At 30.7% G+C, this 14,570-nt stretch carries 11 protein-coding genes; all 11 read left to right on the forward strand.

The features are described from left to right. The first annotated feature begins 9 nt into the window (after positions 1 to 9). The 11 genes from MED152_RS04260 (at position 10) to MED152_RS04310 (ending at position 14,564) form a co-directional block, all read left to right on the forward strand. Positions 10 to 1,566 (forward strand): NAD(P)/FAD-dependent oxidoreductase, encoded by a 1,557-nt coding sequence (locus tag MED152_RS04260; protein ID WP_015480630.1) that lies wholly within the window; start codon positions 10 to 12, stop codon positions 1,564 to 1,566. Between the two features lie 68 nt (positions 1,567 to 1,634). Then, positions 1,635 to 2,069 carry a RimK/LysX family protein gene (locus MED152_RS04265; RefSeq protein WP_015480631.1) on the forward strand — a complete coding sequence of 145 codons (435 nt, stop codon included), beginning with the start codon at positions 1,635 to 1,637 and terminating at the stop codon, positions 2,067 to 2,069. Next, complete coding sequence (rimK, locus tag MED152_RS04270; RefSeq protein ID WP_015480632.1) at positions 2,070 to 2,945, forward strand: 30S ribosomal protein S6--L-glutamate ligase; 876 nt, start codon at positions 2,070 to 2,072, stop codon at positions 2,943 to 2,945. Continuing rightward, a complete protein-coding gene (locus tag MED152_RS04275) occupies positions 2,935 to 3,885 on the forward strand; it encodes a succinylglutamate desuccinylase/aspartoacylase family protein (RefSeq protein WP_015480633.1) in 951 nt (316 codons plus the stop codon). The genes rimK and MED152_RS04275 overlap by 11 nt, the downstream gene beginning before the upstream one ends. Before the next feature lie 53 nt (positions 3,886 to 3,938). Continuing rightward, positions 3,939 to 4,616, forward strand: coding sequence for a tRNA (guanosine(37)-N1)-methyltransferase TrmD (trmD, locus tag MED152_RS04280; protein WP_015480634.1), 678 nt, complete (start codon positions 3,939 to 3,941; stop codon positions 4,614 to 4,616). A 166-nt stretch (positions 4,617 to 4,782) separates the two neighbouring features. Next, the gene (rplS, locus tag MED152_RS04285) at positions 4,783 to 5,133 is read left to right on the forward strand and encodes a 50S ribosomal protein L19 (protein WP_015480635.1); all 351 of its coding nucleotides are present in this window, start codon (positions 4,783 to 4,785) and stop codon (positions 5,131 to 5,133) included. A gap of 579 nt (positions 5,134 to 5,712) precedes the next feature. Then, a complete protein-coding gene (locus MED152_RS04290) occupies positions 5,713 to 7,923 on the forward strand; it encodes an NADP-dependent isocitrate dehydrogenase (RefSeq protein WP_015480636.1) in 2,211 nt (736 codons plus the stop codon). Positions 7,924 to 8,018: 95 nt separating this feature from the next. Further along, positions 8,019 to 9,266 carry an efflux RND transporter periplasmic adaptor subunit gene (locus MED152_RS04295; RefSeq protein WP_015480637.1) on the forward strand — a complete coding sequence of 416 codons (1,248 nt, stop codon included), beginning with the start codon at positions 8,019 to 8,021 and terminating at the stop codon, positions 9,264 to 9,266. A 4-nt stretch (positions 9,267 to 9,270) separates the two neighbouring features. After that, complete coding sequence (locus MED152_RS04300; RefSeq protein WP_015480638.1) at positions 9,271 to 10,644, forward strand: ABC transporter permease; 1,374 nt, start codon at positions 9,271 to 9,273, stop codon at positions 10,642 to 10,644. Between the two features lie 2 nt (positions 10,645 to 10,646). Beyond that, a complete protein-coding gene (locus MED152_RS04305; protein ID WP_015480639.1) occupies positions 10,647 to 12,104 on the forward strand; it encodes a TolC family protein in 1,458 nt (485 codons plus the stop codon). Positions 12,105 to 12,194: 90 nt separating this feature from the next. Beyond that, entirely contained in the window at positions 12,195 to 14,564 is a 2,370-nt protein-coding gene (locus tag MED152_RS04310) for a TonB-dependent receptor (protein ID WP_015480640.1), read from the forward strand. The last annotated feature ends 6 nt before the right edge of the window (positions 14,565 to 14,570 follow it).

Consider the following 14,570-nt stretch of genomic DNA (forward strand, 5'->3'; position numbering starts at 1 on the left):
TTACCTTAAATGATAAAAGAAATACAATTACGTGTCAATTTAATTGAAGAACGTAAAGAAGACATTCTCATTCATAAAGCCTCAAAATTTTTAAAAATACCTCGTACAGAAATTACAGCAGTTAAAATTCTTAGAAAATCTATAGATGCTCGTAAAAAAGAAACCATTTTTAACTACAAAGTTGCAGTATATATTAATCAAGAAATTCCAGAAAAATCAGATTATATTTTTGATTATAAAGATGTTTCTAAAGCCAAAGAAATTCATATAATAGGTTTTGGTCCTGCAGGCATGTATGCTGCCTTAAGATGTATTGAGCTAGGTTTCAAACCTATTGTTTTAGAGCGTGGTAAAAATGTTCAAGAACGCAGAAGAGATTTAAAGGCCATTAATCAAGATCATAAAGTAAATAGTAATTCTAATTATTGTTTTGGCGAAGGTGGTGCAGGTACTTATTCTGATGGTAAATTGTATACTCGAAGTTTAAAAAGAGGTGATGTAAGAAGAATCTTTGAAAACCTAGTTTTTCATGGAGCTACAGAGCAAATCTTAATAGATGCTCATCCTCATATTGGTACAAACAAATTGCCTAAAATTATTCAAACGATTCGCGAAACCATTTTAAACTTTGGTGGTGAAATTCATTTTAATAGTACTGTTACCGATTTTATTATTAAAGAAAATAAAATCAAAGCATTACAATTAAATAATGACACAGAAATGGCTGTAAACTCTGTAATATTAGCTACAGGTCATTCAGCAAGAGACATTTACGAATTATTACATGCAAAGAAAATAGCCATAAAAGCAAAATCTTTTGCAATGGGTGTTCGTGTTGAGCATCCCCAAGAAATTATAGATCAAATTCAATACAGCTGTTCTGGAGAAAGAGATGAATTACTGCCTGCTGCAGCTTATAGTTTGGTGCATCAAGTAAATAATAGAGGTGTTTATTCCTTTTGCATGTGTCCAGGAGGATTTATTGTACCAGCAGCAACTGCAGATGGAGAAGTGGTTGTAAATGGAATGTCTCCTAGTAGAAGAAACAACAAATTTGCGAATTCAGGTATTGTAGTTGAACTAGATATTGATAGAGATTTTAAGAAGTATGAACATTTAGGCCCTTTAAAAGGATTACAATTCCAGAAAGATTTAGAAAAAATAGCTTTTTATGCTGGTGGAAGAACACAAACTGCTCCTGCACAAAGGTTGGTAGATTTTGTAGATGGAAAATTATCTACAGACTTGAATGATACTTCTTATCAACCAGGATTAAATTCGGCACCTTTGCATTCTTTGCTCCCAAAAATTATTGGTGGTAGATTACGAAAAGGATTCCCAGCATTTGGTAGTAAAATGCATGGCTACTTTACAAATGAAGCTAATATTGTTGGTGTAGAATCTAGAACATCATCTCCAATCAACATCCCTAGAAAAGAAAATTTAGAACACCCAGAAATAGAAGGTTTATTTCCTTGTGGCGAAGGTGGTGGTTATGCAGGTGGTATTATTTCTGCAGCTATGGATGGTGAGAGGTGCGCAGAAGCTGCAATAGCAAGTCTCTAATTATTGCAGTATTTTAAATAGACAAACTCATTAAGAATTTGTAGTTTTACTATCTTTAAAATTCATACATGAAATTAACGATTGGAAGAGTTGACAAGGCTGATTTTCCAGAACTTTCTCTTTTAGACATAGATATCAAAATAGACTCAGGTGCATACACCTCTTCTATTCATTGCTCTAACATTAAAGAAGTAAATCTAGAAAATGAACAATACCTAAAATTTACGCTTCTAGATCCTGAACATGAATTTTATAATCATAAAGAGTTTACATTTAAGAACTACACTTCTAAAATTGTAAAAAGTTCTAATGGAATAGCTGAGCAAAGATTCATGATTCAAACATCCATTTTTATTTTTAACCAATCTTTTCCAATTTATTTGACTTTAAGTGAACGAAAAGACATGAAATTCCCTATTTTAATTGGCAGAAAGTTTTTGAATAAAAAGTTTATCATAGACACCGCAAAAATGAATATATCACACAAATTAAAAAACAAATAAATGAGAATTGTTATTCTATCTAGAAATCCAAAATTGTACTCTACAAAAAGATTAGTTGAGGCTGCAGTTAAACGAAAGCACGAAGTAATAGTTGTAGATCATTTAAAGTGTGATATAGTTATCGAAAAAAAATCTCCTAAAATTTATTATAAAGGGGAATATATAGAAAACGTAGATGCAATTATACCAAGAATTGGAGCTTCTGTAACTTTTTATGGTACAGCAGTTATTCGTCAGTTTGAAATGATGAAAGTTTTTACTTCTGTAAGTTCTATTGCTTTAACCAGATCTAGAGATAAACTGAGTAGTTTACAAATTTTAGCCAGAGCTGGAGTAGGCTTACCAAAAACCGTTTTTACCAATTACACTAAAGATGTAGAGCATGTTGTTGATTCTGTTGGTGGTGCTCCATTAGTTTTAAAATTGTTAGAAGGTACTCAAGGTTTAGGTGTAGTGTTGGCTGAAACGAAAAATGCAGCAACCTCTGTATTAGAAGCCTTTAATGGTTTAGGTGCAAGAGTTATTGCGCAACAATTTATTAAAGAAGCAGGTGGTGCAGATATTAGAGCTTTTGTGGTTGATGGTAAAGTTGTTGGTGCTATGAAACGTCAAGGAAAAGAAGGTGAATTTAGATCAAATTTACACAGAGGTGGAAACGCTACTGTAATTGAATTAACAGATGAAGAAGAAAAAACGGCTTTAAAAGCAACTAAAGCCCTAGGCTTAGGTGTAGCTGGTGTAGATATGCTTCAATCTTCTAAAGGTCCTTTAGTGTTAGAAGTAAATTCATCTCCAGGCTTAGAAGGTATAGAAATTGCAACTGGTAAAAATATTGCCAAAGAAATTATACGTTATTTAGAAATACATGTCGAATAAACCTTTTACTCTTTTAGGCAAAGTTATTCCAGAAGGAAAACGCACTGTAATCGACCTAAAAATTGCCAAATTACATACTAGAACAACAGTTAATGTACCTGTAATTATAGAACATTCTAAAAATCCAGGACCAGTTGTTTTGCTTCTTGCAGGTATTCATGGAGATGAAACTAATGGAGTTGGTATTGTAAGAGAAATTATTGATCTTAAATTAAACAAACCCAAAAACGGAACTATTATATGTATTCCTGTTTTCAATATTTTTGGTTATTTAATACAGACTAGAGAATTTCCTGATGGTAGAGATTTAAATAGAATGTTTCCAGGCAGCAAAAGCGGTTCTTTAGCGGGTCAATTTGCTTATCAGTTTTCAGAAAAAATTGCTCCTTATGTAGATTATGTAATTGATTTTCATACAGGAGGAGGAGAAAGAGATAATATTGCTCAAATTAGATGTAATAAAGACGATGCTAAAGGTTTAGAACTAGCTAAAATATTCAATCCACCAATGATTGTACATTCGAATACAATCATAAAATCTTTACGAGAAACATTGCATAAAATGGGTAAAACCGTTTTACTTTTTGAAGGAGGAAAATCAAAAGAACTTAGTCCAACAATTATAAATGAAGGGGTAAATGGTACAAGAAATGTATTAATCCATTTAGGTTTAATTGAAGGTGAGATTAATGTTAGAGCCACACCAATATTTATTAAAAAAGCAAAATGGATTAGAGCTTCAGATTCTGGTATGTTTAAAGTAAGGGTTCAAAATGGTGCTTTAGTAAAGAAAAAGGAAGTGCTTGGGGTAATTCAAGATCCTTTTGGAGAGTTTAAAAAGAAGGTTTACGCACCATTTAATGGGTATGTTTTTTGCATAAATAAAACTCCGATTGTAAATAAAGGTGATGCTTTGTTTCACATGAGTATTAACGATTAAGATTTCTCATAAAATTATACTGCTATTTTATTTTTTAAAATTAATTTTGCCACATGCGAATAGATATTATTTCAGTAGCTCCAGGTTTATTAGAAAGTCCTTTTAATCATTCTATTATAAAACGTGCAAAAGAAAAAGGGCTTGCAGAAATTGTAATTCACGACTTACGTAAATATGGTTTAGGCAATTACAAACAAATAGATGATACTCAATTTGGTGGTGGTGCAGGCATGGTTTTAATGATAGAACCAATTTCTAATTGCATCAAAAAATTACAGGCAGAAAGAACATATGATGAAATAATTTATATGACTCCAGATGCAAAAACACTAAATCAATCTACTGCAAATACATTATCATTAAAAGAAAATATTCTTATTTTAACAGGGCATTATAAAGGTGTAGACCAAAGAATAAGAGATAAATTTATTACAAAAGAAATTTCTATTGGCGATTATGTTTTAACTGGTGGTGAATTGGCTTCTGCAGTTTTAGTGGATGCTATTGTAAGATTAATTCCAGGAGTTATTGGTGATGAACAATCTGCACTTACAGATTCTTTTCAAGACAATTTATTATCTCCTCCTGTGTACACAAGGCCTGCAGAATTTGAAGGACTAAAGGTTCCTGAAATCTTATTGTCGGGTAATTTTCCGAAAATTGAAGATTGGAGAAGCAATGAAGCTTATAATAGAACAAAAGAAATAAGGCCAGATTTACTAGATGATTAGTCGTTAAAATCAAAATTTCAGATTGTATCTCACTAATTATCAGCCTAAAAAATAAACGAATTAAATTTCCTCAATTAAAAATAATTACTAAATTTGCACTCGCTAAAATAACCTCTGACGAGATACGTGAATGTTGTTTAAGTAAAACTATAAACTATTATAAGATATGGAATCTTTAATAAAATTTGTACAAGACGAATTCGTAACAAAAAAAGAATTTGCAGAATTTGCAGCAGGTGATACTATCACTGTTTATTATGAAATTAAAGAGGGTGAAAAAGTTAGAACTCAGTTTTTTAGAGGAGTTGTAATTCAAAAAAGAGGATCAGGATCTTCTGAAACATTTACAATTAGAAAAATGTCTGGTACTGTAGGTGTAGAACGTATTTTCCCTGTAAACTTACCATCTATTCAAAAAATTGAAGTTAACAAAAGAGGTAAAGTACGTAGAGCTCGTATTTTCTACTTTAGAGGTCTTACTGGTAAAAAAGCTAGAATTACTGAAAAAAGAAGATAATCTTTTTCAATACTATATATTTAAAAGCACTGTATTTAATACAGTGCTTTTTTAGTTAACAAATGTTTATAAGTCTAGTTCATAGATTGTTAACTAAATAATTTGAAAATATTTTAAATTACAATTGGTTCAAATTATCTTTATTTCAGAATTTACAAGACATTAAACTTAGAGTCTTCAACAACCATAGAATGGTATTGTAAATTTTAAAGAATAAAGTTCTTTATAATTAAATTTTTAGTATTAAAATTTAAGTGATATTTATTATAAAGTTATGGCTATGCCTTTACTAAATTTTAAATATCGTTGAATCCATAAATAAGAATGTGATATTCATTCATCTAATTTATGAGTTTCAAGAAAGCCATATTTTGCAAGTAATTGTTAAATATGGCTTTTATGTTTAAATAAATTGTTCCAAACTTACTTCCTTTTACAGATTTCACACAAAAACCTCTGAACTATTAAGTATTTAATAACAAAAAATACATCTGTAATTCTTAAATTTGCCTCGCTCAAATATTGAGCATATTTTTTATATAATAAATTCAATTTTAAGATACTTTAAACTTATCATAAATGGCTAAAATAATTTATACAAAAACGGATGAAGCACCAGCTTTAGCAACACGTTCTTTCTTACCAATAGTAAAAGCCTTTACAAAATCTTCTAATATAGAAATTGAAGTTAAAGACATTTCTTTAGCGGCTAGAATTCTAGCTAATTTTTCTCACTACTTAACAGAGAATCAAAAAGTAGAAGATGCTTTATCAATTTTAGGAGATTTAGCAAAACAACCAGAAGCAAACATTATTAAATTACCAAATATTAGTGCATCTGTTTCTCAACTTACAGAAGCAATTTCTGAACTACAAAAATTAGGATATAATATTCCAGATTATCCAGAAAATGCAACTACAGAAGAAGAAAAAAGTATTTTAGCATTATACAATAAAGTAAAAGGTTCTGCTGTAAACCCTGTATTACGTGAAGGAAATTCAGACAGAAGAGCACCTAAAGCTATCAAAAATTATGCACGCAAAAATCCTCATTCTATGGGTGCATGGAGCTCAGACTCTAAAACGCATGTTGCTTCAATGAAAAGTGGCGATTTTGCAAACAGCGAAAAATCTGTTACTGTAGCAAAAGCAACTGATGTTTCTATCAAACATATTTCAAATTCAGGTGAAGAAACTGTATTAAAAGCAAAAGTTTCTCTTTTAGATGGTGAAATTATAGATGCAACTGCCATGAGCAAGAAAGCTTTATTAGCTTTTTTAGAGGAACAAGTGGCTGATGCTAAAGATAAAGGTTTACTTCTTTCATTACACATGAAAGCAACTATGATGAAGGTTTCTGACCCGATTATTTTTGGTCATGCAGTAAAAATATTTTTCAAAGATTTGTTTGAAAAGCATGCTGAAACTTTTAATGAAATTGGTGTTGATGCAAATGTTGGTTTCGCAAATGTAATTAGTAATTTAGATGAAATTTCTTTAGAAAAAAAGGCAGAAATTTTAGCTGATATCGCAGAAATATATAAAAACGGACCTGCTTTAGCAATGGTAAACTCAGACAAAGGTATTACCAACTTACACGTACCTTCTGATGTTATTATAGATGCTTCTATGCCAGCAATGATTAGAAATTCTGGTAAAATGTGGAATGCAGATGGTGAGTTACAAGATACGAAAGCTATAATTCCTGATAGTTCTTATGCTGGTATTTACGAGGCTACAATAGAGTTTTGTAAAAAGAATGGTGCTTTTGATCCTACAACTATGGGTACTGTACCTAATGTTGGATTAATGGCACAAAAAGCAGAGGAATATGGTTCTCATGACAAGACTTTTGAGATAGCTGCTGATGGTAAAGTGCAAGTAATTGATGCAGATGGTCAAATTTTGATTGAGCATAATGTTGAAGAAGGTGATATCTGGAGAATGTGTCAAACTAAAGATTTACCAATTCAAGACTGGGTAAAACTAGCAGTTACAAGAGCAAGAGCTTCTAACACACCTGCAGTTTTCTGGTTAGATGAAAGTAGAGCTCATGATGCTGAAATTATTGCAAAGGTAAATACATATCTTAAAAATCATGATACATCTGGTTTAGACATCAGAATTTTATCGCCTGTAAAAGCTACAGAATTTACTTTAGAAAGAATTGCTAAAGGTGAAGATACAATCTCTGTTTCTGGTAACGTTTTACGTGATTATTTAACTGATTTATTCCCAATTTTAGAGGTTGGTACTTCTGCAAAAATGTTATCTATTGTACCATTAATGAATGGTGGTGGATTGTTTGAAACTGGTGCAGGTGGTTCTGCTCCTAAGCACGTAGAGCAGTTCATAGAAGAAAATCATTTAAGATGGGATTCTTTAGGAGAGTTCTTAGCACTAGCTGTTTCTTTAGAACATTTAGGTACAACTACCAACAATGAAAAGGCATTAATTTTAGCTGAAACTTTAGATGAAGCTACAGATACTTTCTTAGATCAAAACAGATCTCCTTCTAGAAAAGTGGGTGAATTAGACAATAGAGGAAGTCATTTCTATTTGGCTAAATATTGGGCAGATGGCTTAGCAAATCAAGATAAAAATGCTGAACTTAAAGAAGAGTTCACAAAAATTGCAGAAGCTTTAAGTAATAATGAATCTCAAATTGTTAAAGAGTTAAATGATATTCAAGGTAGATCTGTAAATATTGGTGGCTATTACTTACCAAATGAAGATTTAGTTGTAGATGCAATGAGACCAAATGAGGTTTTAAATGCAATATTGAATTAGATTTAACATTTTTTTAAACAAAACATTAACAGAAGGAGTGCTTTAAAGCACTCCTTTTTTGGTTAGATTTGATTCTCCAATTCAAACCAATCAACATGTCTAAAAAGAAAATAGCAATAATCTCAGTTATTTCCTTAATTTCTATCTACCTTATTTACAGCTATTTTTCGCCTTCTAATGATGGCGAAGTTTACTTAACTACAAAGGTTCAAAAAGGAAATTTTGTGAGTGAAGTAATTACCTCTGGTGAAGCACAATCTACAAGTCTAAAGAAAATAAATGGACCAGAAAATCTAAGAAAATTTAAACTAAGAGATATAAAAATTCAAGATTTAGTTCCTGAAGGTTCAATAGTTAAAGTTGGTGATTATGTAGCAAGATTAGATCCTACAGGGGTTAATGAACAAATTATTGATGCCAGATTAAACCTAGAAACGGCTCAATCTAAGTACACACAACAACAATTAGACACTACCCTATCTTTAAAACAAGAAAGGAATGCCATAAAAGATTTAAGTTTTAGCATGGAGCAAACTAGGTTAGAATTAAAACAATCTATTTATGAGCCACCAGCAACTATCAAAAAACTAGAAATTGATTTAGAAAAATCAGAAAGAGATTTAAGAGAAAAGCAAGAGAACTACAGAATTAAAAAGAGACAAGCCAATGCAAAAATGGTTGAAGTTGGCACAGAGGTTTCTAAAATTAGAAAAGAATTGAACGATTTATTAGAGTTGTTAAAATCGTTTACCATTTATTCAGATGGAAATGGAATGATAACTTACTTCAAAAATTGGGATGGCTCTAAGAAAAAAGTAGGTTCTACTATAAGTCCATGGAATCCTACAGTTGCTAGTTTACCAGATTTAACCAAAATGGAATCTAAAACTTATGCGAATGAGGTAGATATTAGAAAAATTAAAAAAGGTTTACCTGTTAAGGTAGGTTTTGATGCTTTTCCTGATGTTGAAATACCTGGTATCGTTACTGATGTTGCCAATGTTGGTGAAAACAAAAGAGGTTCTGACATTAAAGTTTTTCAAGTAATGATAAAACTTAATGAAACTAATGACAATATTAGACCAGGAATGACAACTTCAAACAAAATATTGACTTTCGAAAAGAAAGATGTATTAAGCATTCCTTTAGAAGCTATTTTCTCTAAAGATTCAATTACCTACGTTTATAAAAAATCTGGTTTTTCAGTGGTAAAGAAACAAGTTAAAATTGGAGATTCAAATAACGATTCTGTTATCATAACAGAAGGGTTAGCAGAAAATGATGTAGTTTATTTGAACAAACCTGAGGGTTATGAGAATGATCAAATAGCTCAACTAAATTAGTTTTATGTTTAACAAAATCTATATTGAGAAACTAAAATCTAATTTTAGTGAAGCTGTTCGTGTAATTTTAGCCAATAAGGTTAGAACCCTTTTAACCTCTTTAGGAATTATTTTTGGTGTTGCAGCTGTAATTACCATGCTTGCTATTGGTAATGGTGCAGAAAAAGAAATACTTGCTCAATTAGAGTTGGTTGGTGTTAACAATATTGTAATTACTCCTATTCCTGATGAAAAGGATGATAATGAGAATGAAGAAGGTTCAGAAGGTGATGCCTTAGAGGCCATACGTTTTTCTAAAGGATTAGATATGCTAGATGTAAATAGCATCAAAAAAAATGTACCTTCAGTAAAATCTGTTAGTCCAGAGATTGTTTTAGAAACATATGTAATTAAAAAAGGAAGACAAAACCCTGTAAAACTAATTGGTGTTGCTCCTAACTATTTCGAAACTTCTAACATTGCTATAGAAAGTGGTAAAAACTTTTCATACAACCAAGTAGAAAACTCTTTACCTGTCTGCATCATTGGTAAAAAAATTGAGAAAAAGCTATTTACAGGAGAAAGTGCCATTGGTAAACAAATTAAAGTTAAAGATGTTTGGCTTCAGGTAATTGGAGTTATTGAAGAAAAATTTATATCTGATAATGCACAAGAAAATTTAGGTATTCGAGATATGAATTTAGATATTTATATACCTATTAAAACCTTTCTAGTTCGCTACAAAGACCGTAAAACAATTATGGATAAACCCATAGAAACAGGTGGAGGCATGATTTTTATTAGCGGACAACAACAAGGGCCAAAACAAAGAATACCTAGAGGTAATTATCATCAATTAGATAAATTAGTAGTTCAAGTAGAGAATTCTTCAGAATTAAATGCTACAGCAGATGTTTTAAGTAGAATGTTAAAAAGAAGGCATAATGATATGTTAGATTTTGAAATTTCTATTCCTATTCAATTGTTAAAACAACAGCAAAAAACAAAGCAAATTTTCAATATTGTTTTAAGCATCATTGCTGGCATTTCGCTTTTAATTGGTGGAATTGGTATTATGAATATTATGCTAGCCTCAGTTTTAGAAAGAACAAAAGAAATTGGTATTATAAGAGCTATTGGTGCTACTCAAGAAGATGTTATTTTACAATTCTTAACAGAATCTGTTTTAGTTAGTATTGGTGGTGGTATTATAGGCATTGCTTTAGGCGTTTTAGCCTCCTACATTTTAGAATTAAGTACAGGAATAGAAACAATTTTATCTGTAAGTTCTATTTTATTATCCTTTTTTGTTGCAACATTAATAGGTTTAATTTTTGGTATAGCACCAGCAAGATCTGCTGCTAACAAAAGCCCTATTGAAGCTATTAGACACGAATAACTATGAAAAAACTAATATTCCCATTTCTTTTTGCGCTATCATTTGCTGCATATGGTCAGCAAGAAATTACACTAGAACAAGCCATTTCTATAGCACAGAAAAATTCTCCAGACTACAAAGCATTGCTTAATCAAAATCAAGCAAGTTATTGGAGATACAGAAACTATCAAGCAGGTTTTTTACCTCAATTAAGGTTAGATGCTACACTACCTAGATATTCTAATTCTGTAAACAGATTAACGAATGATAATGGTCAGGATATTTTTGTAAGATCTAACCAAGCTAGTTTTGATGGTGCTTTATCTCTAAATCAGAACATTGCCTTAACTGGGGGTACAATTTCTGTAAGTTCTCAATTAGAAAGAGTAGATGTTTTTGGTGATAATGCATCAACAGGATTTTCGGTAATTCCGTTTTCATTAAACTACAGCCAAAATTCACTTTTTTACAATCCTTTTAAATGGCAAAAAAGAATAGAGCCTTTAATTTACGAGGAAGCCAAAAGAGAGTTTATCGAAAGAATGGAAGAAATATCTTCTAATACTAGTAGAAGATATTTTGCTTTATTAAAGGCACAAATTCAATCTAGAATTGCAAAATCTAACCTATCAAATCAAGATACATTATTTCAAATATCTAAAGGACGATTTAAAATGGGTAAAATTGCCGAAAATGATTTATTACAAATAGAATTATCTGTGCTAAATTCAGAAAATGAAGTAATTACTAATGAAATCAATTTTAAAAGATCTTCTCAAAACTTATCTAGATATTTAGTTTTAGATACAGAAAACATCATACTTTCAACACCCAAAGAATTAACAACATTTACGGTAAGCGTAGAAAAAGCGTTAGAAGAAGCAAGAGCAAATAGAAAAGCTGTAATTGAATTTAGAAGAAGAAGATTGCAAGCAGAACAAGATGTTGCAGAAGTTAAAGGAAATAACAGATTACAAATGAGTTTTAGGGCCAATTTTGGTATTTCTCAACAAGGAGCTGTTTTTAATGATTTGTTTCAAGACTTTAACCAACAGCAAAATGTGGTTTTATCTATTGGAGTACCAATTTTAGATTGGGGCGTTTCTAAATCTCGAAGAAAATTAGTGGAAGCAAATCAAGATTTGGTAAACACTAATATAGAGATAGAAGAACAAGAATTTGAGCAAGAGATTTACCTTCATGTTTTAAACTGGCAAAATCAACGTAACTTTTTAAAAACTGCTAAAAAAGCGCAAGAAATTGCTTTGAAAAGATATGAAATTGCTAAAAAACGATTTGTTTTAGGTAAAATAGGGATTACAGATTTAAACATTGCCTTACAAGAACAAGACAGGTCTGTACTTCAATACTTGAATTCATTAGAAAAGTTCTGGACAGACTATTATACTTTAAGAAGATTAACACTTTACGATTTCATAAAAAATGAAAAAATAAAAGTAGATGATATCATTTATGATTAATTTATTTTAACATTTTCTTTAAGAAAACTATACCTTTTAATAGTACTTTTGTTTAATAATAATTAATATTAATCAAACAAAAAAATATCATTGAAAAAGTTCCTAATTCTATTTTTCTTAGGCACTATAGCACTCTATAGTCAAGAAAAAGTTACAGTAAGTGGTACTGTTTACGATAATGCTAATAACGAAACTTTAATTGGTGTTTCTATATATTTTCCAGAATTAAATGCGGGTACAAGCACAAATGAGTATGGCTTTTATTCTTTAACGATTCCTAAAGGAAATTATAAAATTCAGATTAGTTATTTAGGATTTACAAGTATCACTGAGCAAATTACCTTATCAGAAAATATTACTAAAAACTTTAAACTGAATGAAGAAGCAGAAAGTTTAAACGAAATTGTTATTGAATCTGATATTGAAAAATTGAATGTTAGAACTCCGCAAATGAGTGTTAACAAGCTAACTTCTTCTACCATTAAGAAAATTCCTGTAGTGCTTGGTGAGGCAGATATTATAAAGTCTCTAATTCTTTTGCCTGGAGTTACTAGTGCAGGTGAAGGAGCTTCAGGTTTTAATGTTAGAGGTGGTGCTGCAGATCAAAATTTAATTCTGTTAGATGAAGCAATCGTATTCAACTCTTCTCACCTTTTTGGATTTTTCTCAGTATTTAATCCAGATGTAATTAAAGATGTTAAACTATATAAAGGTGGTATTCCTGCAAGATTTGGAGGTAGATTATCATCTGTATTAGATATCTATCAAAAAGAAGGAAACAGTAAAGAATTTAATTTAACAGGTGGTATTGGCCTTGTATCTTCTAGACTTTTGGCAGAAGGCCCAATAGAAAAAGAAAAAAGTTCATTCGTTGTTGCAGGTAGAGCTTCTTATGCTCACTTATTTTTACCACTTTTTGACAATGATAACAAAGCGTATTTCTATGATTTAAACAGTAAAATTAACTATAGATTTAATGATAGAAACAACGTATTTTTATCTACCTATTTTGGAAAAGACGTTTTTGGCATAAATGATAGTTTTGTAAATGATTATGGCAATACAGTCTTAAACTTAAGATGGAATCATCTTTTTTCTGATAAAATATTTTCTAATTTATCACTAATCTACTCAGATTATTTTTATGGCTTAACACTTGATTTTGTTGGCTTTGAATGGGATTCTGGAATTACCAATTTTAATTTAAAGTACGATTTTAAGCATTACTTAAACGAAAAGTTTAAACTTACTTATGGTATCAATAACATTTATATCAAATTTAATCCAGGAGAAATCATTCCTAATAGGGAAGATTCTGGTATTCAAGCTGATAAATTAATCGACAAATATGCCAATGAATTTGCGGCTTACATAGCTGCTGAGCAAAAAGTAAATGACAAACTTACAGTACAATATGGTGTGCGTTTTAGCAACTTTACACGTTTAGGCCAAGATGAAATAAATGTTTACGCAGACAATAACCCTGTAATTTATAACGAAGAATTTAAAAGATATGAATCTGCTGAAGCCATAGGCACAGAATCTTATAAAAGAAGTGATGTTTTAGCAAGTTTTCAAAATTTTGAACCTAGAGTATCTTTATCTTATTTATTAAATAACGACACTTCTATCAAAATGAGTTACAATAGAATGGCTCAATATTTACATTTGTTATCTAATACCTCATCTCCTACTCCATTAGATGTTTGGGCTCCTAGTGGTCAGTTTATCAAACCTCAGTTATTAGATCAATACGCATTAGGTTATTTTAGATCAATTAAAAATGGAGATTATTCTTTAGAAACAGAAGTGTTTTATAAAGATATTCAGAATAGAATCGATTACATAAATGGAGCAAATTTAATTGCAAATAATGAAATAGAGACTGTAATTTTAAACGGTCAAGCAAGAGCATATGGTTTAGAGGTGCTGCTAAAAAAGAATGAAGGAAACTTTAAAGGTTGGTTAGCCTACACTTTATCTAGATCAGAACAACAAACTTTAGGTAGAACAGCAAATGAACCTGGTATAAATTCTGGAGAATGGTACAGTACACCTTTTGATAAAACTCACGATATTTCTTTAAATGGAAGTTATGAGTTATCTAAAAAATGGACCTTCAATGCAAACTTTTTGTTCCAAACTGGGCAACCTACAAATTATCCTGTAGGTCAATATGAAATATCTGGCTTAAATGTTCCAATTTATGATGATAATAGAAGAAATGCAGACAGACTTCCTGCTTATCACAGATTAGATATTTCTGCAACATTAACACCAGAAAAGAACAAAAACAGACGCTGGCAAAGCGAGTGGGTTTTTGGTATTTATAATTTATATGGAAGACAAAATGCGGCTTCTATCAATTTTAGTCAAAACAGAGAAACCTTTAGAAATGAAGCTGTACAAACCTCAATTTTTGGTTTAGTGCCTTCTGTAACCTATAATTTTAAATTTTAGTAAAGT

The organism is Polaribacter sp. MED152, from assembly GCF_000152945.2.
In the GTDB taxonomy this organism is placed as follows: Bacteria; Bacteroidota; Bacteroidia; order Flavobacteriales; family Flavobacteriaceae; genus Polaribacter.